The 24,226-nt window shown below is 72.8% G+C and carries 16 protein-coding genes and 1 pseudogene; 13 read left to right on the forward strand and 4 right to left on the reverse strand.

What is annotated here, in order from left to right; translation table 11 throughout:
• The 8 genes and pseudogenes from ADL15_RS57240 to ADL15_RS41320 form a co-directional block, all read left to right on the forward strand.
• Positions 1–109, forward strand: a pseudogene (locus tag ADL15_RS57240) (DUF6531 domain-containing protein); the annotation flags it as partial.
• A gap of 508 nt (positions 110–617) precedes the next feature.
• Positions 618–4,133, forward strand: coding sequence for an RHS repeat-associated core domain-containing protein (locus tag ADL15_RS41290; protein ID WP_067703962.1), 3,516 nt, complete (start codon positions 618–620; stop codon positions 4,131–4,133).
• Positions 4,133–4,510, forward strand: a complete 378-nt coding sequence (locus tag ADL15_RS41295; protein WP_067703965.1) for a hypothetical protein — start codon at positions 4,133–4,135, stop codon at positions 4,508–4,510. Before ADL15_RS41290 ends, ADL15_RS41295 begins: the two co-directional genes overlap by 1 nt.
• Before the next feature lie 3 nt (positions 4,511–4,513).
• Positions 4,514–4,885 carry a hypothetical protein gene (locus tag ADL15_RS41300; protein ID WP_157441946.1) on the forward strand — a complete coding sequence of 124 codons (372 nt, stop codon included), beginning with the start codon at positions 4,514–4,516 and terminating at the stop codon, positions 4,883–4,885.
• A gap of 36 nt (positions 4,886–4,921) precedes the next feature.
• Positions 4,922–5,395 (forward strand): hypothetical protein, encoded by a 474-nt coding sequence (locus ADL15_RS41305; RefSeq protein WP_157441947.1) that lies wholly within the window; start codon positions 4,922–4,924, stop codon positions 5,393–5,395.
• A gap of 348 nt (positions 5,396–5,743) precedes the next feature.
• A complete protein-coding gene (locus ADL15_RS54715) occupies positions 5,744–6,250 on the forward strand; it encodes a hypothetical protein (protein ID WP_067703973.1) in 507 nt (168 codons plus the stop codon).
• Between the two features lie 32 nt (positions 6,251–6,282).
• Positions 6,283–9,990 carry an RHS repeat-associated core domain-containing protein gene (locus ADL15_RS41315; RefSeq protein WP_067703976.1) on the forward strand — a complete coding sequence of 1,236 codons (3,708 nt, stop codon included), beginning with the start codon at positions 6,283–6,285 and terminating at the stop codon, positions 9,988–9,990.
• Entirely contained in the window at positions 9,972–10,448 is a 477-nt protein-coding gene (locus ADL15_RS41320) for a hypothetical protein (RefSeq protein ID WP_067703979.1), read from the forward strand. The genes ADL15_RS41315 and ADL15_RS41320 overlap by 19 nt, the downstream gene beginning before the upstream one ends.
• A 72-nt stretch (positions 10,449–10,520) precedes the next feature.
• Here the strand turns inward: ADL15_RS41320 and ADL15_RS41325 are convergent, their stop codons facing one another.
• Positions 10,521–14,699, reverse strand: a complete 4,179-nt coding sequence (locus ADL15_RS41325) for an FtsK/SpoIIIE domain-containing protein (protein ID WP_067703982.1) — start codon at positions 14,697–14,699, stop codon at positions 10,521–10,523.
• Positions 14,700–14,774: 75 nt separating this feature from the next.
• Between ADL15_RS41325 and ADL15_RS41330 the strand changes: the two genes are divergently transcribed.
• Together ADL15_RS41330 and ADL15_RS41335 are read left to right on the forward strand one after the other, a co-directional pair.
• The gene (locus ADL15_RS41330) at positions 14,775–15,971 is read left to right on the forward strand and encodes an acyltransferase family protein (protein ID WP_067703985.1); all 1,197 of its coding nucleotides are present in this window, start codon (positions 14,775–14,777) and stop codon (positions 15,969–15,971) included.
• Entirely contained in the window at positions 15,959–16,516 is a 558-nt protein-coding gene (locus ADL15_RS41335; RefSeq protein ID WP_067703988.1) for a dihydrofolate reductase family protein, read from the forward strand. The genes ADL15_RS41330 and ADL15_RS41335 overlap by 13 nt, the downstream gene beginning before the upstream one ends.
• A gap of 318 nt (positions 16,517–16,834) precedes the next feature.
• Here ADL15_RS41335 and ADL15_RS41340 read toward each other — a convergent pair whose 3' ends face one another.
• The 3 genes from ADL15_RS41340 to pgi all read right to left on the reverse strand — a co-directional run bounded on the left by ADL15_RS41340 (position 16,835) and on the right by pgi (position 21,027).
• Entirely contained in the window at positions 16,835–18,163 is a 1,329-nt protein-coding gene (locus tag ADL15_RS41340; RefSeq protein ID WP_067703991.1) for a carbohydrate-binding protein, read from the reverse strand.
• 125 nt (positions 18,164–18,288) lie between these two features.
• Positions 18,289–19,365: a winged helix DNA-binding domain-containing protein gene (locus tag ADL15_RS41345; protein WP_232344875.1), complete on the reverse strand. Its 1,077-nt coding sequence runs from the start codon at positions 19,363–19,365 to the stop codon at positions 18,289–18,291.
• Between the two features lie 33 nt (positions 19,366–19,398).
• On the reverse strand, positions 19,399–21,027 hold the full coding sequence (pgi, locus tag ADL15_RS41350) for a glucose-6-phosphate isomerase (protein ID WP_067703997.1): 1,629 nt from the start codon (positions 21,025–21,027) through the stop codon (positions 19,399–19,401).
• Between the two features lie 140 nt (positions 21,028–21,167).
• Between pgi and ADL15_RS41355 the strand changes: the two genes are divergently transcribed.
• The 3 genes from ADL15_RS41355 to ADL15_RS56705 all read left to right on the forward strand — a co-directional run bounded on the left by ADL15_RS41355 (position 21,168) and on the right by ADL15_RS56705 (position 24,201).
• On the forward strand, positions 21,168–23,063 hold the full coding sequence (locus ADL15_RS41355) for a glycosyltransferase family 39 protein (protein ID WP_067704001.1): 1,896 nt from the start codon (positions 21,168–21,170) through the stop codon (positions 23,061–23,063).
• Positions 23,064–23,128: 65 nt separating this feature from the next.
• Positions 23,129–24,070, forward strand: coding sequence for a hypothetical protein (locus ADL15_RS41360; RefSeq protein ID WP_067704005.1), 942 nt, complete (start codon positions 23,129–23,131; stop codon positions 24,068–24,070).
• A complete protein-coding gene (locus ADL15_RS56705; protein WP_269748429.1) occupies positions 24,067–24,201 on the forward strand; it encodes a hypothetical protein in 135 nt (44 codons plus the stop codon). Before ADL15_RS41360 ends, ADL15_RS56705 begins: the two co-directional genes overlap by 4 nt.
• Positions 24,202–24,226 lie beyond the last annotated feature (25 nt).

The following is a 24,226-nucleotide window of genomic DNA, read 5'->3' on the forward strand; positions in this document are numbered from 1 at the left end:
GAGCGGCAACTTCGTACACCAGGCTGTTGATCTTGAAGGGTTTGCTCGGGTCTACAACAGCCGGTCCTCGACCGTCGGCGCGTTCGGACCGGGCTGGTCGTCGTGGGCCGACACCCGCCTGCGCCTGACCGAGAACGGCGCCGAATTCCACGGACCGGACGGGCAGATCGCGTTCCTCGGCCGGCAGGGCACCGGCTACGGCCGCGTCGTCGGCATCGCGGCGACCCTCGACGACGACCTGAGCCTGCGCTGGTTCGACGGCCGGGTGTGGCAGTTCGACGACACCGGACGGCTGCTGACCGCGAACGATCTGAGTTTCGGCTACACGGACGGCCGCCTGACCAGCGTCGGCGATCTTTCCGTGGCCTGGACCGGCGAGCGGATCACCACGGTCGGCGACGTCGCGTTCGCCTACGACGAGTCCGGTGCCCTGATCGGCGACGGCACCCACCGTTACGAAGTGGACGACGGCCGGGTCACCGCGGTGATCGACGCCGACGACGTCGTGCACGCCCGCAACACCTACGACCCGGACGGACCCGGACGGCCGGGTACTGACTCAGACGTCGCGGTTCGGGCACCTCACCCGCTACGTCTACCTGCCCGGACACGTCACCGTGGTCGGCGAGACCGACGTCTACGTCCACGACGACCGGGGCCGCCTGCTGTCAGTGACCGACGCGCACGGTCAGACGCTGCGCCGCACCTACGACGAGTGGGGCCACCCGGTCGCGGTCACCGACCGCAACGGCACGGTGGTCACGATGAGCTGGGACGACCGGGGTCATCTGCTGCGCCGGGACGGGTTCTCCTACCGCTACGACGATGCCGGCCGGGTCGTGGAGGTGGCGTTCGGCGACGCGGCGGTCCGCTACCGGTACGACGGCGCCAACCGCACCCCGTCCGACATCGTCGACGGCGAGGGCGGGGTGACCCGGCTCGAGGTGCGCGGGGACCTGGTCCACCGGATCGTCGATCCGGACGGGGTCACGGTGGACTTCGGCTTCGACGACGCCGGGCGGCTGGTCGCGACGACCGACGCGGACGGCAACACCGCGCGCCTGGAACGCGACGGGCTGGGCCGGGTGGTCACGGCGATCACGCCGCTCGGCCGGCGCACCACGTTCGAGTACGGCCCCGGCGGCCACCTGGTCGCACAGACCGATCCGGACGGGGCGCGCTGGCAGTGCGAGTACAGCCGCGCCGGCCGCGCCACCGCGAGGATCGACCCGCTGGGCGCCCGGCACGAGATCAGGTACGGCCCGCACGGCGAGGCCGAAGCGATCGCGGATCCGCTCGGCAACGTCACCACCCGCGGGTACGACGACCTCGGCAACCTGTCCCGGCTGACCCTCCCGGACGGCGCCGAGTGGCGGTACACCCACGACGCGATGTCCCGGCGGACCGGCATCACCGACCCGGCCGGCGCCACCTGGCTGCGCGAGTACGACCAGGTCGGCAACCTGACCGCCGCCGTCGACCCCACCGGCACCCGGTACTCGGCGACCGTCGACGCACACGGCCGGGTCACCGGTCTGTTCGACGGGATCACCTCGGCCACCTTCGAGTTCGACCCGCTGGGCCGGACCACCGCCCAGCTCCGCCCGGACGGCGTCACGGCCCGCGCCGGGTACGACAGGTGCGGGCGACGGGTCACCATCGAGGACCCGGACGGCGGCGTCACCCGGATCGACTACACCCCGGCCGGTCGACTGCGGCGCACCGTGTCACCGGCGGGCCGGGTCACCGGGTACGAGTACGACCGCTGCGGACGGCTGATCACGGTCGCCGGCCCGGACGGCGCCACCACGTCCCTGCGGTACGACGCCGCCGGGCAGTTGATCTCCCGCGGCGACACCACCATCGAGTACGACCCGGCCGGCCGGCCGATCCGGTACACCCGGCCCGGCGCCGGTGCGGTGACCGTCGAGTACGACCCGGCCGGTCGGCCGGTCGCGGCGTCCTCGCTCGCCACCGGCCCGCGCCGGTTCGGCTACGACGCGGCCGGGCGGATGACCACGGCCACCGACGCCCTGGGCGCCACCACCCGGTACCGGTACGACTCCGGCGGCCGCCTCATCGCGATCACCGACCCACTCGGAGCGGCCAGCACGTTCCGGTACGACGAGGCAGGCCGGCCGGTCGCCGCCACCGACCCGCTGGGCCGGACCCGCACCACCGAGTACGACCCGGCCGGACGCGTGGCGGCGCTGACCGACGCGGCCGGTCGCCGGCAGCGCTTCCGGTGGGACCGGTCCGGCCGGATGCAGTCGACGGCGGCCGACGGCGGCGCGCCGATCGTGGTGGAGCGGGACTCCCTCGGCCGGCCGATACGGGTCGTCGAGGGCCACCGGTCGGTCGCGCTGAGCTGGGACGGGTTCGGGCGGATGACCGGGCGGGAGCGCGACGGGCTCCGGCTGACCTGGAGCCATCCCGCGGACGGCGGGCCGGTCACGGTGCGGGGGCCGGACGGGCGGGTCGTCGACGTACCCCGGCGGGCTCCCTCGCCCGACGGCGACCGCGACGAGTCCGGGCGGCTGCGGTCCGCGGGCGGGCACCGGTACGAGTACGACGCCACCGGCCGGCTCCGGCTCGCCGACGGGGTGACGTTCGAGTACGACGCGAACGGTCGGCTCACCCGCGAGCGGGGCGCCGGACGGGACGTGGGCTATCGCTACGACGCGGCCGGCCAGCTGCTGTCCCGCACCGACGGCGACGCGCGGACCCGGTTCGAGTACGACGCCGACGGCTGCCGTACCGCCGCGATCGGACCGGACGGCCGCGTCGACTATCGCTGGGACGCGTACGGCCGGCTGACCGGCGTCGGCGACATCGTCGTCGAGGTGGATCCGCTCGGCGAGCTCGCCTCGGTCGGCGGCGTGCCGGTCTGGTGGAACAGCGCGGACCCGATCGGCGCGCCGTGCTGGATCGGCGGCGACCCGGTGGTGACCGGCGGCGCACCGGACGGCCGGGACGACTGGGGCTCACCGGCCGCCACCGCGCCGGGCGTCGGATTCCGCGGCGAGCTGGAGTTCGGCGGCCTGGTCTGGCTGCGTAACCGGGTGTACTCCCCGGCCGACCGCACGTTCCTGTCCCCCGATCCGTTGCCCGGACTGCCCGGCACCGGCTGGGCCAACCATCCGTACCACTACGCCGGCAACGATCCGGTCAACCTCACCGATCCGCTGGGCCTGCGTCCGGTCACCGACGCCGAGCTGCGCGCCTATCGCGACGAGATGAGCAGCGGCTTCTTCGAGGACGCCGGCGAGTGGGTCGGCGACAACTGGGAGTACATCGCGGCCGGCGCAATGATCGTCGGCGGTGTCGCGCTGATGTTCACCGGGGTGGGCGGCCCGGCCGGGATCGCGCTGATGGCGGCGTCCGGCGGGCTGCTGTCCGCCGGGATCAGCGCCGGGGTGCAGAAATACACCACCGGTGGCGTCGACTGGGCACAGGTCGGCAAGGACGGGTTGATCGGCGCGGTCTCCGGGGCGGTCGGCGGCGGGGCCGGCATGCTGGTCGGCAAGAGCGCCCTGCTGGCCACCACGAACCCGCTGATCCGCGGCGCGGTGGCCGGCACGGCCAGCAGCCTGACCGCCGGGGTGACCGGGCGGTTCGCGGCCGGCGAGGACCCGTTCGACCCGCGCGGGCTCGCCACCGACCTGCTGATCGGCGCCGGGACCGGCGCGGTCGGCGGGCGGCTCGGCTCGCGCCCGCCGAAGGCCCCGGAACCGCCGAAGGTCCCGGAGCCGCCGAAGCCACCGGAGTTCGTCTTCCGCGGCGGCAGCGACACGGCCCCCAACCTGACCCCGCAAGCGGCCAAGGACCCGACCGGGTTGAGCACGTTCGACGACCCGCTGACCGCGATGGGCAAGGGGAACAAGGCCCAGATCATTCGTACGGACGAGCTCGGGCCGGGCCTGCGCGCGGTGCCGGACCCGCCGCCGCCCGGTCACGTGTCGATCCAGCCCACCGACATGTCGAGGCTGCCGGAGTGGCAGAACACCAGGCCCGCGGTGGAAGCCGGCGCGGATCCGCACCCGTTCACCACGCAGGTGAAGGACGCGATCGGGGGCGTCGTTCGCAAGGATCGGCAGGGAAACCTGACATGGCCTGATTGGTGGGATGGGTAATGCCGGAGGAATGGCTCGCGGCCCAGGAGGCCCTGGTCGGCCTGTTGCGGAGCGAAGGTGATCGGCTGCTGAAGGCCGATCCGACCCTGCTCGCGAACGCGAGTGGCTGGCGCACCGCGCGCGGTGGGTTGTCCTGCTGGCTCAACGTCCGCCGGGCCGATCGGCCGGACGAGCCCAGCATGGAGATCACCATCGCGCTCGAGGGCGCGGGCGGCCGGTATCGCGCCGAGAGTGACATCGGCACCTCCGACGGCCAGGTCGTCGAGCTGCTGCAGACCGGGCCGGAGCTGCGCGGCCTGGACGAGTTGCTGCCACTGCTCCGGGACTTCTACGGCCGGCACGCCGACCTGATCTGGCATCTGGCGCGAGAGGAGTGACGGTTGGACGAAATGCGGGCGGTGCGGGACTCGCTGGTGGATCTGCTGCATCTTGAGGGGGATCGGCTGCGCCGGGCGGAACCGGATCTGCGGCTCTATGCCGGCAGCCGGCACCTGCCGACCGGTGTGCTGTCCTGCTGGCTCACCGTGACGCCGCCGGACGCGGCGCGGCCCAGCATGGAGATCAGCATCGATCTGCTCGGGGAGACCGGGCGGTACCGCCTGCGCAGCGACATCGCCACGTTCGGCGGGCGGATCGACGCCGAGTGGGATTCCGGCCCGGAGCTGCGGCCGCTGGACGAGCTGGTCCCCTCGCTCCGGCGGTTCTACACCCTGCACGCGGACCTCAGCCTGCGCCTGGCCCGGGAGGAGTGACCCGCCCGCCTCCAGCGACCGAAGGACGTGATCCGGATGAGCACTGACGATCGACCCGTCGCCGCGGTGGTGCTGTCGGCCGCCGCCGAAGTGCAGCTCGCCTTCGACGAGCTGGCGGTCTGGGCGCGCGAGCAGCGCGGCATGTCCGGAGTAAGGCCGACCTGCGACCTGCACCGCGGCAACCTGAACCGGGCCCTGGAGGTCGACTGGTACCTCAGCGTCCGGCACACCCGCAGCACGTTCGACCTGGAGTACTGCCTGGAGGCCACGCACGAGGACGGCGAGTGGCTGATCCGGTCGGCGGGGTGCGCCGCGGGCCACGATCCGAACGGCAGCGAGCGGATCTACGAGCTGCCGGACCGCTACGCCGTCACCGACCGGGAGTTCGTCGACGAACTGGTCGGCGCCTGCCGGACGCTCACCGACCACCGCGCCAAGATTCTCGACCTGTTCCTGACCGTTTATGTCCAGGGCTTCACGAAGCCCGGCCGGCCGACGCGGAGGGCCTGATGGGAACCAGTTCGGCACAGCCGGACGACCTCGACGACTTCGTCCGGGACAGCCGCGCCGCCGATGACGAGCTGCGCACCCGGTCGACCCAGCTGCGCAGCGCGTACGGGGAGTTCCAGGACGGCAACCAGTGGGGGCACCTCGACGCGACGTCGCTGCTCACCGCGTTCGGCACGTACATCGACCTGAACGAGGCCGACGCCAAGTGGGTCGCGCAGATCGCCAAGGCGTTCCGGGCCGCGGGTGGGGACGGTGACCTCGCCCGGCTTCCGGATGCCGCGATCGCCGCGAGCCTGCGGGCGGCTGGTCTCGGCGGCGGGCGCGCTTCGGTCACTTTCGACGACCCGATTGCGTACGGGTTCCCGCCCACCAGCGGGTTCGCCGACGATCCGGTCAACACGGCGAGCGGCCCGCCTGCGCCTGACCGAGAACGGCGCCGAATTCCACCGACCGGACGGGCAGATCGCGTTCTTCGGCCGCCAAGGAGCGGGCTACGGCCGGGTCATCGGCATCGACGCGACCCTCGACGACGACCTGAGCCTGCGCTGGTTCGACGGCCGGGTCTGGCGCTTCGACGACACCGGACGGCTGCTGACCGCGAACGATCTGCCCTTCGGATATGCCGACGGCCGCCTGAGCAGCGTCGGCAACGCCGCCGTGACCTGGACCGGCGAGCGGATCACCTCGGTCGGCGCCACCACCTACCACTACTCCGAGACCGGCGAACTGCTCGACGACGGCACCCACCGTTACGAAGTGGACGACGGCCGGGTCACCGCGGTGATCGACGCCGACGACGTCGTGCACGCCCGCAACACCTACGACCCGGACGGACATCGCGGTTCGGACACCTGACCCGTTACGTCTACCTGCCCGGACACGTCACCGTGGTCGGCGAGACCGACGTCTACGTGCACGACGACCGGGGCCGCCTGCTCGCGGTGACCGACGCGCACGGCCAGACGCTGCGCCGCGCCTACGACGAGTGGGGCCACCCGGTCACCGTCACCGACCGCAACGGCGCCGTGGTCACCATGAGCTGGGACGACCGCGGCCACCTGCTGCGCCGGGACGGCTTCGCCTACCGCTACGACGACGCCGGCCGGGTCGTCGAGGTGAGCGCCGGCGACGCCGCGATCCGCTACCGGTACGACGGCGACAACCGCACCCCGTCCGACATCGTCGACGGCGAGGGCGGGGTCACCCGCGTCGACGTCCGCAACAACCTGGTCCGCCGCGTCGTCGACCCGGACGGGGTCACCGTGGACTTCGGCTACGACGACGCCGGGCGGCTGATCACCACCACCGACGCCCTCGGTAACACCGCCCGCCTGGAACGCGACGCCCTCGGCAGGGTCACCGCGGCGGTCAGCCCGCTCGGCCGGCGCACCACGTTCGACTACGACACCCGCGGTCACCTGGCCGGACGCACCGACCCGGGCGGCCGCACCTGGCGTTACCACCACTCGCCCGGCGGCCGGCTCCGCGCCGTCACCGGACCGGACGGTGCCCGGCAGGAGACCGAGTTCGGCCCGCACGGCGAGCCCGCGGCGTCGATCGACCCGCTCGGGCACCGCACCACGCTGCACTACGACGAGCGCGGCAACCCGGCCCGGCGGATCCTCCCGGACGGCACGAAGTGGGACTTCACCCACGACGCCATGTCCCGCCTGACCAGCACCACCGACCCGGCCGGCGCGACCTGGCTGCGCGAGTACGACCCGATCGGCACCCTGGTCGCCACGATCGACCCGGCCGGGGTGCGGCGGACCGCGACCGTGGACGCGAAGGGCCGGATCGCCGCCCTGCACGACGGCCTGACCGGCAGCACGTTCGACTACGACCGGCTCGGCCGCGCCACCGCCCACCTGCGCCCGGACGGCACCGGCGCGCACGCCGGGTACGACCGCTGCGGCCGCCGCACCACCGTCACCGGCCCGGACGGCGGTGTCACCCGGGTCGAGTACACGCCGGGCGGCCGGGTCGCCCGGACCGTCTCACCCACCGGCCGGGTGACCGTTTTCGAGCACGACGAGGCGGGCCGGCTCGCCGCCCGGGTCGACGGCGCCGGCCGCCGTGTCGACTTCCGGCGCGACGCCGACGGCGCCCTGGTCGCCGTGGTCCGCGGCGACCTGGTGAAGACCTTCGAGTACGGCGCGGACGGCCGCCTGACCGCGCGGGTGACACCCGGCCGGGGCCGCTCGACGTATGCGCACGACGCGGCAGGGCGGATCGTGGCGATCACCGACGCGACCGGCGGCACCCGGCGCTTCGTATACGACCCGGCCGGCCGGATGACCGCCGCGATCGACCCGCTCGGCGGCCGGACCACCTACGAGCACCATCCGCGCGGCTGGGTCACCCGGGTCACCGACCCGCTCGGCGCGACCGTCACGTTCGGCTACGACGAGGCGGGCCGGCTGATCCAGCAGGTCGACCCGCTCGGCCGCCGCACCAGCGTCGAGTACGACCCGGCCGGGCGCATGATCAGCCGTACCGACGGCGCCGGGCGGACCGTCCGCTGGTCGTACGACCCGTCCGGGCGGGTCACCACGATCACCGCCGGGGACGGGTCGCCGCTGACGTTCCGGCGGGACCGGCTGGGCCGCCCGGTGTCCGCCTCGGAGGGTGACGACCGGGTGGAGCTCGGCTGGGACCGGGCCGGGCGGCTGATCTCCCGGTCGCGGGGTGGGCGGACCGTCCGGCACCGGTACGACGCCGACGGCCGCCGGACCGCGCTGATCTATCCGGACGGCTCGGAGGCCGGCTACACCTACGACGCGGGTGGGCTGCTCGCCTCGGCCGGGACGGTCACCCTCCGCCGGGACGCACTCGGCCGGCTGATCGAGGCGGCCGGCGCGGACGGCCGGCTGACCTGGGAGTACTCGGGGGCGCTCGGTTCCGCGTACACCTTCATCGGCCGCATCGGGCGGCGCGCCGCCCACCTGGACCACGACGCTGCCGGGCGCGTCGTCCACGACGGCACGCGCGCCTACCGCTACGACGCGGCCGGGCAGCTGATCGCCGCCGGCGAGACCCGGTTCCGCTACGACGCGGCCGGGCGCCTGGTCCACGACGGCGCCGCGACCTGCACCTACGACGCCGCCGGGCAGCTGATCTCCCGCGGCGACACCACTTTCGGGTACGACGGAGCCGGTCGTCGCGTGCGCGAAGGCGACCGGGAGTACCGCTGGGACCGGTTCGGCCGGCTCTCCTCGGCCGGTGGCCTGCCGGTCCGCTTCGATCCGCTGGGTGAACTCGCCGAGGTGGCCGGCCAGCCGGTCTTCTGGGAGCCCGGCCCGGCCGGGTCACCGTGCTGGCTGGGTGATCGTCCGGTCAGCACCGCGGGCGGCGCACCCTGGTCGATCGGCACCGACCGGCTCGTCCCCGACTGGCAGGGCACGCCGGACGACCGGGACGCGTGGGGCGCGCCGGCCCGCGCCGAACCCGGCATCGGCTACCGCGGCGAGCTGGAGTTCGCCGGGCTGACCTGGCTGCGCCACCGCGCCTACGATCCGGCCACCCACGCGTTCCTCAGCCCCGACCCGTTGCCGCCGGTGGCCGGTACGGCGTTCGCCGCGAACCCCTACCACTACGCCGGCAACGACCCGATCGGTCACGCCGACCCGCTCGGCCTGCGCCCGGTCACCGACGCCGAGCTGCGCGCCTACCGCGACGAGATGTCCAGCGGCTTCTTCGAGGACGCCGGCGAATGGGTCGGCGACAACTGGGAGTACATCGCGGCCGGCGCGATGATCGTCGGTGGCATCGCGGTGATGGCCACCGGCGTCGGCGGCCCGATCGGCGCCGCCATGATCGGCGGAGCCCTGCTCAGCGCCGGCAGCAGCGCCGGCATCCAGAAATTCACCACCGGCGAGGTCGACTGGGGCCAGGTCGCGGTGCAGGGCCTGATCGGCGGAGCCGCGGGCGGTCTCGGCGCCGGCGCCGGGATGCTCGCCGGCGGCGCCCGGTTCCTGGGAACCAACCCGTTCGTCCGCGGCGCGGTCGTCGGCGGCATCGAGAACGTGGTCGGCGGCGCGGCCGCCCGGGGCTTCAGCGGCGAGGACCCGTTCAACCCCGGCGGTCTGGCCACCGACCTGCTGCTGGGCGGCGTCACCGGCGGCGTCGGCGGCAAGCTCGGCGCGGGCGGGCGCCAGGGCGGCGACGTGCCGGAGACCATCCCGATCTACCGGGGCACCCGGCACGTCCTGGAGAACGACATCGCCGAGGAGACCGGGATGGTGATGAGCGACGCGGCCCGGCGCGCCTACGCGGAGACCGGGTCGCTCGACGAGGCGATGGCGGCGTCCCAGCGCGCCCACGACCGTGGGGTCGCGGAGTGGGGCAGCGAGGACTACTACGCGCAGGCGCACGGTGCGTTCGGCACCGAGATCGAACAGGTCTCCGGCCAGCGATCCTTGATCTCGTTCACCACCGACCCGAAGGTCGCCGAGGACTTCGCCAAGGGCGGGACCGTGTGGACCACCAACGTCTCCCCGGACCAGGTGATCCCGCAAACCCTGCCCGGGGCGGGAGAATCGGAGGTCCTGATCCGGCACATGATCGAGGTGGAACGGTGGACCGGCAGTTCCTGACCCTGGACGGCATCCGGATGACCTACCTGCCGGCCGGTGTGCTCGCGCCGGCCGGTGAACTCATCCGGAACTTCGACGAGTTGGAGGATCGTGGGCTGGCCGGGCACCCGCGGATGCGCCGGGTGCTGACCCGGCTGCGGCCGAACCTCTCGCTGCTCTACTACTACCTGCACTTCAGCGACGGCGCCGACCTGGCCGCGCTGGACGACCGGGTGGCGGCCGGTGTGGCCACCGACGACGACTTCCGCGGTGCGCTGCTCGGGGAGGCGCTGACCATCTCCTGCCCGCACTGCGCGGCGATGCTGCGGGTGGTCGAGGTGGAGCCGGGCCACCCGTTGTTCCACCGGGACCGGATCCGCCGGCTGAACGAGCACGTCTTCCAGCGGGAGTGCCCGGTCTGCCACCAGACCATCCCGCACTACATCCTCGAACAGATCGACCTCGAGCCGGCCGACTAGGCGGCCTGGCCGAGAGCGGTCAGCAGGTCGAACGCCGGGCCGGCAGCCGGCCGAGAGGGGCGCCCGAGCCGGTCAGCCGCTGACCGCGGCCTGCACGATGTCCCACTCACCGTTGTGGATCAGGTAGCCGCGGCCGGGGCCCAGCCGGACCGGCGCCCGCCGGGGCAGTGTCACGCCGAGCAGGTCGCCGTCCAGGTCGACGTTCGGGCGCAGCAGCAGCCCCACCTTGGACCGGCGGACCGTCTGGGTCCAGTGGCCGTAGAGCGTGCGCAGCGCGTCCGAGCGCCCGGCCACGATCACGTGCAGGTCGGGCCGGCCGGCCGAGAGCAGCCCGGCGATCGCCGAGTCGGTGTCGTCGAACCCCTCCGCGTCGTCGATGAACAGCACCGCCGGGCCGTCGACGGTGCGCAGGTCGGCGAGCATCGCGGTGGCCGCTCCCCCGGCGGCGGCGAACCGGTCCAGGTCCGCGCTCTCGCGCAGCGGGGAACGGCGGCCGCCGGTGGCCGCGAGGTGGGCCCGGCCGCGCAGCACCGCGGCGAGGCTGAGCAGGGTGCTGCTCTTGCCGCTGCGGGCCGGGCCGGTGATCAGCGCGTGGTCGCCCTCGTAGAGCACCAGCTGCGCGGCCTCGAGATCGGACTCGCGGATGCCGACCGGCAGCCGCCACGGCTCGCCGGCCAGCGACGGCGGCGGCAGGTCGGCGGCGGCGACCGCGGCGGGCAGCACGCCGATCCGGGCGGCCAGCACCGGCGCGTCCGGATATTTGGCGGCGACCGCGGCGACCATCGCGGCCGGGGACGGGGTGGGCCGGCCGACCTGCGCCTGCAGTGCGGCCGGCAGGGTGACCATCCGGCCGGGCACCCGGGCCGGGACGTCCTTGCGGGTCAGGCCGGCCGCGACGTAGTCGTACGGGTCGGGCAGACGGAACAGCCAGCGCTGGGTGGTCACCGAGGTCCACGCGGGCGGGACGGTGCTGAACCGGTCGGCGGTCACCGCGAACGTGATCCCGGCCGCGGTGCCGTCGGCGTAGAGCCGGGTCAGCAGGTCCAGCACGGCCAGGCCCTCGACGTCGTCGAACTCCGCGCGCATCGCGGCCAGGTTGTCGATCAGCACCACGATCGTGCGGCGCGGGCCGGTCGCGGCGGTCCGGCGCCGGTCCAGCTCGGCGCGCAGGTGCCGGATCAGCCGGACCTGCCGTTCCCGGTCGTCGGCGGCGATCACCGCGCCGGTCTGCGGGAGCCCGTCGAGGACGGCCAGGTCACCGGTGCCGTAGTCGATCGCGTACAGCTCCAGCTGCTCCGGGCCGCGGGCGACGGCCAGGCTGAGCGCGAGCGACTGGAGCGTGGTCGTGGTGCCGCTGCCGGTGATCCCGAACAGCAGCAGGTTGCCCTCGGCCGGATCCCAGCCGGCCGGGTGCTGCGCCTGCCGGTCCGGGTCGTCGGCGAGCGCCACGGTGGCCCGCCCCGGTTCCGGTGGCAGCGTGGCCAGGTCGAGGTCGCCGCTGAGCGGTTCCGGCCAGGGCCGCCGGGGTGCCGGCAGACCCGAGGCCGCTGCGGCGATCGCATCGACGAGACGCGCCAGGTCCGTGCGTTTCTCTTCGGTACGAGGTGCGGGCCCCGACGTCACCGCCCCGCCGAACGTGAACGGCGCCACCGCGACCGGCGCGTCGTCCTCACCCCCGGACACCGCGGTGACCAGCGCCGTCTGGATCGGCACCACCTCACCCGGCCCGAGCCGCACGTACGCCCGGCCGGGCAGCAACCGGCTCAGCTCGGCCGCCTCCCGGATCCCGATCACGTCGATCGAGTCGGCGGCGTCCTGCACCCGCAGGGCGATCCGCAGGTTGGTGTTCGTGCGGATGTTGTCGTTGACCGCGCCGGACGGCCGCTGCGTCGCCAGGATCAGGTGCACGCCCAGGGTGCGGCCGCGCTGCGCGATCCCGACCAGGGCGGTCAGGAAGTCCGGTAGTTCCTTGGCCATGGTGGCGAACTCGTCGATCACCACGACCAGCCGGGGCATCGGCTCGGTGGCGCTCGCGCCGCTGCGGACGTACTCGATCAGGTTGTCGCAGCGCACCTCCCGCAACCGGCGCTCGCGGTGCCGCAGCTCCGCCTCCAGGGAGCGCAGCGCCCGCTCGCCGAGCTGCTCGTCCAGGTCGGTGACCATGCCGACGGTGTGCGGCAGCCGCGCGCACTCGTCGAACGCCGCGCCGCCCTTGTAGTCCATCAGCACGAACGTGAGCCGGGACGGGTCGGCGTTCGCGGCGAGCGCGGCGACCAGGCTGCGCAGCAGTTCACTCTTGCCGGAGCCGGTGGTGCCGCCGATCAGCCCGTGCGGGCCGTCCCGGATCAGGTCGAGGGTGAACACACCGCGGTCGGTCACCCCGAGTGGCGCGGTGATCGCGACCGGGTCGGCGCGCCGCCAGCGCTCGGCGACCCCGGCGGCGTCCACCCCGGCCAGCCCGATCATCGGCAGCAGCCGCACGCCGTCGGGCAGCCCGGCGCCGGTGCGCTGCAGCTCCGGGTCGTCGAAGCGGGCCAGCCGGCGCGCACAGGTCCGCGCCTGCGGCACGGCCAGCCCGGCGAGCAGCACGTCCGGGACGGCGAGACCGTCGGCGGGCCGTCGTACGATCGCGTCCCCGTCCGGATCGACGATCTCCAGCACGGTGTCACAGGCCGCCGGCAGGCGGTCGACGCTCGCGGCCAGCACGATCCCGGCGACCGGGACCACCGCGGCGGCCTGGCCGAACGGCGTGCGCGGGGCGACCCGGGCCTGGTTCAGCAGGTCCCGGGCCGGTGCCCGGGCACCCTCGGTGAGCACGTCGGAGTCGAGCACGACGAGGGCGGTGCCGAGCGCGGCACCGGCGGCCAGCTGCCGGGCCATCGCCTCGCCGCTCTCCCGGGTGTGCGCGAGCCAGCGGCCGGAGTCGTCCGGGAGCCGGGTGTGCGGCAGCCACTTGCACCAGTCCCACTCCGGTTCCCGGCCGTCGTCGACGAGCACCGCGACGGTCAGGTCGGCCGGGCCGTGGTGCACCGCGGCCTGGCAGAGCAGGCTGCGGGCGACGGCGAGCGCGGCGGCCCGGTCACCGGCGATCCCGACGATCCCGCCGCCACCGAGGGCGACCTCGACCGGCGCGGCGGGCAGCACGGCCTTCGCCACCCGTTCCCGGGCCGGTCCGGCGAGCTTGCCGGTCTCCGCGGTGACCTCCGGCTGCCACGGCCGGTCGGCGATCCCGGCGTAGAGCCGCAGGAAGTCGTCGTGGGCGGGCCGCCGCTCCCAGAGCCGGGTGCTGGGCAGCTCGGCGCGGCGCAGGGCCTCGGCCGGGTCGCCGAGCAGCTCCCGCAGCCGGGTCCGCTCGGTCTCCCTGGCCCGCGCCAAGCCCTGATCCAACGCGGTCAGGCCGGCCGCGAATGTCCGCTTGCCCTCGGCGGTCTCCTTGCGGTTGCGGCGGCGCGACTCGAGATAGGTGCCGATCCCGATCAGCGGGGAGAGCAGCGCGAACAGCCCGAACCGCAGGTCGCGGGTGACCACCACCATGACCACCGCGAGGACCAGCGGGCCGACCGTGGAGGCGACGCTGAAGTGCGGTTTCGCCGGTTCGCGCGGCTCGGCCGGCGCGGTCAGCCCGCCGGGGCGCTCGGGTGGCGCGGCGCGCGGCGGCCGGTTGAACGAGACCGTGCCGCCCGGGCCGAGGTGCCGGCGCAGGTCGAGGCCGGCCGGCCGGTCCCGGCCCGGTCCCGGCCGCAAGGTCATCGCCAGAGCGCCGATGCCGAGCACGTCACCGCTGGTCACGGCGGCTGGTTCGGTCACCCTTACCCCATTGCGCTGTACGCCGTTGGACGCGCCGAGATCGGTCACGGTGACCGTCCCGTCCGGCTCGACGGTCAGCAGGCAGTGCTCCCGCGACACGGTCTCGTCCTCGAGCTGCAGCCCGGCCGACGGCCCGCGCCCGACCACCCAGCGACCGGGGCCCAGCGGGAACACCCGCCCGGCGGTCAGCCCGGCGACCAGCACCGCCTCGTATACCGGTGGCGGGCCCGGCGCGGTGACCCGCGGTGGGCCGGCGTCCAGGGTCGCGCCCTCGTGCAGCCCGGAGTCCTCGATCGGTGTCGTGGTCTCCACCGGGGCCCCGTCGACGGTGGCGACACCCGGATCGGCGGCACCGAGCGCCCGGAACAGGTCCGCGAGGGTCGCCTCCCGGCTGCGCGGCCGCACGTCGATCTCGCGTCCAGTCGGCGCATAGACGATGTGCACCCGCCCAGGCTATCCATTCCCGATGATCGATTCGTCTGTTGATCTCCGCGACCGTGGATGGATTAGGGTGGCCGGATGTCCGGGCGGTGGGGTTGGCTCGACGGGCTGCGCGCGGTCGCGGTCCTGCTCGTGCTGTACGCCCACCTGACCCGGTACGTCTTCACCGACCTGCGCGCGGTCACCGGCGAGTGGCTGCACGCCGGCACCGCCGGTGTGATGCTGTTCTTCCTGGTCAGTGGGTACATCATCCCGGCCTCGCTGGAACGGCGCGGCGACCTGCGGGCGTTCTGGGTCAGCCGGGCGCTGCGGCTCTACCCGATGTACCTGGTCGCGATCGCCGCCGTGGTGCTGCTGGCCGGTTACCGGACCGGCGAGCCGGTGACCTCGGCGGTGGCGCACGCGACGATGCTGCCGTTCCTGCTGGACGTGCCACTGGTCACGCCGGTGCTGTGGACGCTGACCTACGAGATGGTGTTCTACCTGCTGGTCACCGCGCTGTTCACGGTCCGTGCGCATCGGGCGTCGGCGGCGGTCGCGATCGGGCTCGCCGTGCTCGGGGTGGTCACGGCACCCCTGTCCGGGCCGCGGGCGGGGCTGGTGTGGCCGGCTGCCGTCGTACTCGTGATCGGTCTCGGTCTGGTTGTCTCCGGACGAGCCGGGCCGGTGAAAGCGGGCGGGCTGCTGATCGGCGGGCTCGTGGTGACGCTGATCGCTCTCGGTCAGGATCCGGCACACCGGTGGGATGGGCTGCTGATTCTCGCGGTGATGTTCACCGGGACCGCGATCTACCGCGCCGATCAGGGGCAGGTCGGGTGGTGGCAGCCGGCGCTCGCCGGGACGGTGGTGGCCGCCGGGCTGCTGATCAACTGGCTGGCCGAACTGGTCGTGTTCGACGCGCTGACCCCGCGGTACGTGACCCGCTGCGTGCTCACGCTGGTGACCTTCGGCGGGGCGTTCGCGGTCGGCCGGCTGTGCCGTCATCGTCGAACCCCACAGTGGTTGTCCTGGATCGGGGTGGTGAGCTACTCGGTCTACCTGATCCACTACGTCCTGATCCAGATCGGTCACCGGGTCCTGCTCTCGGGGCTGCCCGACCCGCTGGTCGCGGGCGGCTACCTGACCGCGGTGCTCGGGCTGGCCTGGCTCACCCATCGGTACGTGGAGGTACCGGCTCAGCGAATCGGCCGCCGGAAGCGTGCCTCGCCGCCTCCGGAGCGACAGGATGGTCCCGGTGAGTCACCGAGCGTGAAGGAGACGGCATGGCACGGCTGATCTGCACCGGGATCACCTCCCTGGACGGCTACATCACCGACGAGCAGGGCGAATTCGACTGGAGCGAGCCGGACGAGGAGGTGCACGCGTTCGTCAACGACCTGGAACGCTCGATCGGCACCTATCTCTACGGCCGGCGCCTCTACGAGGTGATGCGGTATTGGGAGGACGCGCACACCCACCCGGGGTCACCTGCGGTGGAGCTCGACTACGCCCGGCTCTGGCAGGCCGCCGACAAGATCGTCTACTCGACGTCGCTGGAGACGGTGACCACCGCGCGCACCCGGATCGAACGCGTCTTCGACCCGAAGGTGGTGCAGGCCCTGAAGGACACCGCCGACCGCGATCTCAGCATCGGCGGACCGCACCTGGCCGCGCACGCGTTCCGGGCCGCGCTGGTCGACGAGGTCCAGCTGTTCATCTCACCGGTCGCGGTCGGCGGCGGCACCAGGTTCCTGCCTTCCGGGGTACGCCTGGACCTGCGCCTGGCCGAGCAGCGCCGCTTCACCAACGGCGTCGTCTATCTGCGGTATCGAGCGGCATGACGCCCACGAAAGCCGTCCACCCGAGCCGGGCAGCCACACACTGATCGCCTTCCGGCGCCGGCGACCGGCCCCGCGGTGATCGTTTCCGGCGCCGGCTGGCGGGCGGCCATGCGGTGATCGTGGGGAACAGTGGTCCGGCAATGGAGCGCGGCTGGCTCTCAGGGGTGCGTCAAACCCATGGAGACACCCCCGAGAGCCAGCCGACGACACGGCGCCGCCGCGCGGACCGCGGGCGGGGCGGGCGGAGCGCGGGAGGGCGGGGGAAAAAAGATCACCGGCCCGGGGACGGGCCGGGCCGGTGATCGGGGGGGTCGCGGGTCAGCGGCCCTGGAGGGCCTTGACGTTGTCGCCGAAGGTCCAGTTCTTGGAGCCGTCCCAGTTGATCGACCAGGTCATCAGGCCCTTGATCGACGGGACTGACTGGTAGGCCTGGGAGACCAGGGACGGGTTCATGTAGCCGCCGCCGGCGCCGGACTGGGCGGGCAGGCCGGGGACCTGCTTGTCGTACGGAATCTTGATGGTCGTGCCCTGGATCGTCAGCCCGTTGTTCAAGCACTGGGTCTGGACGGTGAAGCCCTGCACGGTGCCGGCCGCGTAGGAGTCACCGGAACAGCCGTACATCGAGCCGTTGTAGTACTGCATGTTCAGCCACCACAGCCGGCCGTTGTCCAGGTACTTCTTGATGATCGGCAGGTACGAGCCCCAGATCGAGCCGTAGGTGACGCTGCCACCGGTCACGTACGCGGTCTCCGGCGCCATGGTCAGGCCGAAGTTCGACGGCATCTGGGCGAGCACCCCGTCGATGATCCGGATCAGGTTCGACTGCGACGCGGAGAGCGTGGTGATGCTCCCGCTGCCGGAGAGGCCGGTCTCGATGTCGATGTCGATGCCGTCGAAGTTGTTCGCCTTCAGGATCGGCACGATGGTCGACACGAACTTGTCGGCGACCGTGCTCGAGCTCAGGTCGATGCCGGCCGCCGCGCCGCCGATCGACATCAGGATCGTGGCGCCCTGTGCCTTGGCCGCGCAGATCTCCGCGGCGGTCGGCACCTTGACGCCGGCGTCCATGCCGTTCTCCCAGAGCACCGTGCCGTCCGAGCGGATCACCGGGAACGCCGCCATCAGCACGTTGTACCCGTGCTGGGTGATCCGGCTGTCGTTGACCGGGATCCAGCCGAGGCCGGGGTGCACGCCGTTCGAGGCGCCGTCCCAGTTCTCCCAGTAGCCCTGCAGCACCTTGCCCGCCGGACGGCCCTTCGTCGCGCAGCCGGTGCCGCCCGTGGAGGTCGGGGTGGGGGTGGGCGACGCCGTCGGGGAGACCGTCGGGGACGGCGTCGGCGAGGCCGAGGTCCTGGTCGGCGTGGGGCTCGGGGTGCCGCCCCCGGTGCACGCGCCGAGGTCCTTCCACAGTGTCGGGGTGGCGGCCGGGTTCCAGCCGGCGCCGGCCCACGCCGTGTGGGTGACGAGTGCCTGGTACAGCTTGGACTGGTAGGTCACCTGCTGACCGGCGGTGTAGGTGGGCCCCTCGGTCCAGGTCACCGACGAGCAGGCGACAGCGGCCTGGCTCGTCGACGAGAACGCGACGACCGACCCGAGTGCCACCCCCACCCCGGCGACCAGTGCCAACACCTGGCGGCGAATACCCATGGCGACTCCTCGACGAGTGAACGTGACCTGTGCCACCACATCGTGGCTTTCACGTTCACAAATATCAAGGGTTCTTAACAGTCAGTTAAGCAAGTTTCTTAACAGTGATCGGGAGGCCGGCACGGTCACCGAGAGGCCGCCACCGTGACCGGGAGGCCGACGAACGCGCCGAACGGCTGCAGCGCCTCCTCGGCCCGCTGCCAGTCCTTCGCGGTGAAATCGGTCAGCGGCGACACCACGATGGACACGGCCTTCTTGCCCAGCGTGCGTTTCCAGACCGCGCGCACCTTGCCGTCCTGCACCAGGGTGGACTGGAAGACGCCGTTGCCGCCCGGGATGATGCTCTTCAACATCTCCGGGGTGGCCATCATGGCGCGGTCCTTGAAGCCCAGCAGGTACTCGTCGAAGCCGGGCAGCGCGTGCCACCCGCGCACCGGGCCGGCCGCCAGCACCGCCGGGTCGGCCCACATCGGCACCCCGTCGACCTCGACCTGGGCCAGCCCCGCCGCGGCGATCCCGGCCCGGGCGTCGCCCATGGTCAGCGCCGTCCAGCCGGCGAAGTCCTTGGCCGTGGTGGGGCCGTGGCTGCGGAAATACCGATGCGCGAGGATGCCCAGCGCCTCGTCCCGCGAGGGCGTGTTGCGCGTCGCGGCCCACTCGTCGAGCAGCACGAACGTCTGCTCCTTGCCCCGGTTCGGGGCGACCGCCGTCACGCCGCGCTGACTCGCGTACCACAGCAGGTGGTAAGCGAGCGGACCGGTGACCGTGACGCCGCCGTCGTTCATCGCCACCACGCACTCGGATCGCGTCTTGCGGCCGCCGCCCGCCAGGGCGGCGCCGAGGATCTCGACCGCGCGGTCCGCGTCCTTCTCGGACAGGCCCAGGATCTCGCGGCGTTTCTCGACGCCGGCGAACATCCGGACGCCGGTCAGGCCGAGCATCCAGTGCGCGTCGGCCGACGGGATCAGGTGCACGGTGCCGCGCATCGGCCAGGTGCGCACCACGTCGTGCCGCTCGGTCTCGGCGACGATCTCGGCCTGGGTGCGGCCGGGCAGCCGGACGCCCAGCGACCAGAGCACGCTGTTGAGATCCTGCGCCTGCATGGCGCCGAACCACTCGGTGATCCCGAGGACCGTCTGCGGACCACCGCCACCGAGCAGGAGGCTGGTCATGCGCAGGCTCAGTGCCGTTTCCGAATTCACGGCACTGAGCCTAGAACGCCGGTGTGACAGAAATCAGCGGCCGCGCGCGGCCCGGTACCTCTTGATCAGGATGTTCGTCGACGAGTCGGCGTCGTCGGCCGGCGCGTCGGACGCGGTCAGCTTCGGCGCGAGCTGGTTCGCCATCACCTTGCCGAGCTCGACACCCCACTGGTCGAACGAGTTGATCTCCCAGATCACGCCCTGGGTGAACGTGATGTGCTCGTAGAGCGCCACCAGCTGCCCGAACGTGCCCGGCGTCAGCTTCTCCGCCAGGATCGTCGTGGTCGGGTGGTTGCCCTGCATGACCCGGTGCTTCGCGACCTCGGGCTTGGTGCCCTCGGCCTGGACCTGCTCCAGGGTCCGGCCGAAGGCCAGCGCACCGGTCTGTGCCAGGAAGTTCGACATGAACAGGTCGTGCATCTCGCCGATGTCGTGGTTCGGCACGCTGAAGCCGATGAAGTCCGCCGGGATCAGCTTGGTGCCCTGGTGGATCAGCTGGTAGAACGCGTGCTGGCCGTTGGTGCCGGGCTCGCCCCAGAACACCTCGCCGGTCTGGTAGGCGACCCGCTCGCCGTCCAGCCGGACCGACTTGCCGTTGCTCTCCATGGTCAGCTGCTGCAGGTACGCGGCGAACCGGTGCAGGTACTGCGCGTACGGCAGGACCGCGTGCGACTGGGCACCGAGGAACGTGTCGTACCAGACGTTGATCAGGCCGAGCAGGGCCGGGACGTTCTGCTCGATCGGCGTGCTGCGGAAGTGCTCGTCGACGGCGTGGTAGCCGGCGAGCATCTCGGCGAACTTCTCCTTGCCGATCGCGACCAGCACCGACAGGCCGACCGCGGACGGCAGCGAGTAGCGCCCGCCGACCCAGTCCCAGAAGCCGAACATGTTGGCGGTGTCGATGCCGAAGTCGGCGACCTTCGCGGCGTTCGTGCTGACCGCGACGAAGTGCTTGGCGACCGCGGCGTCGTCCTTGAGCGTCGCCAGCAGCCAGGACCGGGCCTCGGCGGCGTTGGTGAGCGTCTCCTGCGTGGTGAACGTCTTGGAGACGATGATGAACAGCGTGGTGGCCGGGTCCAGGTCACGGGTCTTCTCGAACAGGTCCGTGGGGTCGATGTTCGACACGAACCGGCACTCGATGTCGCGCTGCGTGTAGTCCTTCAGCGCCTCGTACGCCATCACCGGGCCCAGGTCGGAGCCGCCGATGCCGATGTTGACCAGCGTCTTGATGCGCTCGCCGGTGTGGCCCTTCCACTCACCGGAGCGGACCTTGTCGGCGAACGCGCCCATCCGGTCGAGGACCTCGTGCACGTCGGCGACCACGTCCTGGCCGTCGACCACGAGCTGCGCGTCACGCGGCAGCCGCAGCGCGGTGTGCAGGACGGCGCGGTCCTCGGTGACGTTGATGTGCTCGCCGGCGAACATCGCGGTGATCCGCTCGCTCAGCTTCGCCCGGCCGGCCAGGGCGACCAGGGCGGACAGCACCTCGTCGGTGACCAGGTTCTTGCTGTAGTCGACGTACAGATCGGCGAGCTCGGCGGCGTAGCGCTCGCCACGCTGCGGCTCGCTGTCGAACAGGTCACGAAGGTGGACCGCTGAGAACTTCTCCGCGTGGCCCTGCAGGGCCTGCCACTCGGCGCTGTCGGAAACGTGTTCGCTCATCTCTCCCACTCCGAACCTGGTTACTCGCACACTTCGCCCATCGTGGCACGTACCGCTGCCGGACGCGGCGAACTGGGGTTCATAGACGACGCACAGATGGATCACAGAGGCGTCGTAGGACCACTCGCGAGGTTAGTCCCATGACGACCACCGCCGCCCACCGGACCCGAAGTGCCCCGGAGCGTACGTCTTTGGGCCTTCTTCTGGTGGCCACCGCCACCCTGTACCTGTGGAATCTCAGTGAATCCGGCTGGGGCAACAGTTTCTACGCCGCCGCCGCGCAGGCCGGCGCGCAGAGCTGGAAGGCGTGGCTGTTCGGCTCGCTGGACGCCGGCAACGCGATCACCGTGGACAAGCCGCCCGCCGCGATGTGGGTGATGGGCCTCTCCGCGCGGATCTTCGGGGTGAACAGCTGGGCGATCCTGGCGCCGCAGGCGCTGATGGGCGTGGCCAGCGTGTGGCTGCTCTATCTGGCGGTCAAGCGCTGGTTCGGGCACGTCGCCGGGCTGCTGGCCGGCGCCGCGCTGGCGCTCACCCCGGTCGCCGTGCTGATGTTCCGCTACGACAACCCGGACGCGCTGCTGGTGCTGCTGATGACCGCGGCCGCGTACACCACGGTCCGGGCCACCGAGACGGCCAGCGGGAAGTGGCTGGTCTGGACCGGGGTGCTGCTCGGCTTCGGGTTCCTCACCAAGATGATGCAGGCGTTCCTGGTGCTGCCGGCGTTCGCGCTGGTCTACCTGGTCGCCGCGCCCACCACGCCCGGGAAGCGGATCAAGCACCTGCTGCTGGCCGGGCTGGCGCTGGTCGTCTCGGCCGGCTGGTTCATCGCGCTGGTGTCGCTGTGGCCGGCGTCGTCCCGGCCGTACATCGCCGGGTCGACGAACAACACGCTGTGGGAGCTGGCGCTCGGCTACAACGGGCTGGGCCGGATCCTCGGCGGCTCGGGCAACGGTGGCGGTGGCGGCGGTGGCAACACCGGGTTCGGCGGGGCGACCGGGATCGGGCGGTTGTTCGGCACGTCGATGGGCACCGAGATCTCCTGGCTGCTGCCGGCCGCGCTGATCGCGATGGTGGCGGTGCTCGCGGTGACCTGGACGGCGCCGCGCACCGACCGGGCCCGGGCCGGGATGCTGCTGTGGGGCGGGTGGCTGCTGGTGACCGGGGTGACGTTCTCGTACATGAGCGGGACGATCCATCCGTACTACACGGTCGCGCTGGCGCCGCCGATCGCCGCGGTGGCGGGGATCGGAGCGCGGGTGCTCTGGCTGTACCGGGCGGAGACGTGGGCGCGGATCGTGCTGGCCGGGATGGTGCTCGCGACCGCCGGGTGGGGATTCGTCCTTCTGGGTCGTACCGGATGGATGCCGGAACTCCGGTGGGCCGCGCTGGCGGCCGGGACCGTCGCGGCGATCGCGCTGATCGCGCCGGCTGCTCAACTGCGCCGGCTGGCCGTGATCGGCGTCGTCGCCGGGTTGCTGTCGACCGGGCTGGGCAGCGCGGCTTACGCGACCGCGACGGTCGGCGTCGCCCATACGGGCTCCATCCCCAGCTCCGGACCGTCCGGCACGTCCGGGATGGGCGGCGGTCCGGGCGGCGGAGGCTTCTCCCGTACGGACAATGAGTCGTCCTCGCGTGGCGAGGCGCCGTCCTCCCCCGCGCCCGGCGGCGGCCGTGGGGGCGGGAGCAGCAGCAACAGTGAGCTGACCGCCCTGCTGAAGGCGAGCACCACCCGCTGGTCCGCCGCGGTCAGCGGCGCCACCTCGGCCGCCGACCTGGAGCTCGCCTCCGGCACCGCGGTGATCGCCCTGGGCGGCTGGAACGGCAGCGACCCGTCACCGACCCTCGCCGAGTTCCAGGCCTCCGTGGCGGCCGGCGACATCCGCTACTTCGTCTCCGGCGGTGGCATGGGCGGTGGCGGCGGGCAGGGCGGCACCGCCACCGAGAGCTCGCAGATCGCCACCTGGGTGGCCACGACCTACACCGCCACCACGGTCGGCGGCTCCACGATCTACGACCTGACCGTCACTAAGTAGACCTTCCCCCGAACAGCGGGCCCCGCGACTCCCCCGGTTGCGGGGCCCGCACCTATCATCCGTCGATGATCATCAGGCTCTCCGCGGCGACCGACCGGCGCCGCGCGCTGATTCCGCTCCTCGCCGCGGCGGTCACCGCGGCGCTGGTGGCCGCGTCCCACCTGCCCGGCGGGCAGATCCCGGCCGTCCTCGCCCTGCTGGTCGAGTGCCTGACCGGCGTCGGGCTCGGGCTCGCCGTCACGGTCGCGGCCCAGCGGACCGCCCAGGCCGCCCCGGCCTTCGTCGTCGACGAGCGGACGCCGGCCCTGCACAGCACGCGCACCGGCGCGCTCCCGCTGCTCAGCGTCGCCATGGTGTCCGTGCTGGGCATCGCGGTCGTGCTGCCCCCGCTGGATCCGGAACTGCGCCCGGTCATGTGGCCGCTCGGCGCGTTCGCCGCCGTGTTCCTGATCCTCTGCGGTCACGGCATCCTGCGCGGGCTCGGGGTGAGCCTCACCCCGGACGGCGTACGCGCCGACAAGCTGGCCGGCGCCGTGACCGTGCCGTGGGAGGCCGTCGACCCGGTGCAGATCTGGTCCGGGCCGTTCGAGGTCCGGATCCGGTACCGACGGCCGGAACTGGTCCGGACCACCGGCTGGGTGGTCAACCCGAACCGGTTCCGGGTGGACGGGAGCTCGCCGGCGTTCACCGCCGCGACCGTCCAGCACTACGCCGCGAACCCCGATCAGCGGGTGCTGATCGGCGCCCCGGCCGGGCAGTTGCACCCGTCGTCGACGGCCGCCGAACCGCCCCGGTCGACCGAGCCCTGGAACCCGAGCACCGTCGTACCGATCCTGGTCCTGGCCGTCCTGATCGGCGCGGGCGCGCTGGCCGGCGACCTCTGGCTGGGCGCGACCTACGGGAACACCTCGGTCGCCGGCCTGGTCGCCCACGTGCTGGCGGTCCTGCTGGCGCTGGTCGCCGCCCGGTTCATCCGTGGCTCGGTCCGACTGCTGCGCCGCCGATGAACGAGCCACAGACCGGACGGGGAACCCTCGTCGTCATCGGTGGTTACCTGGCCCTGCTCGCGATCGGCGCCACCCGGCTGCTCGCCGGCGTCGTCCGGGACTGGTGGCGGGACCGCCGCCGGCCCCGGTGAAAATTGTCGTACCTACGTTCTAGGT

This window comes from Actinoplanes awajinensis subsp. mycoplanecinus, assembly GCF_001509495.1.
Lineage (GTDB): Bacteria > Actinomycetota > Actinomycetes > Mycobacteriales > Micromonosporaceae > Actinoplanes > Actinoplanes palleronii.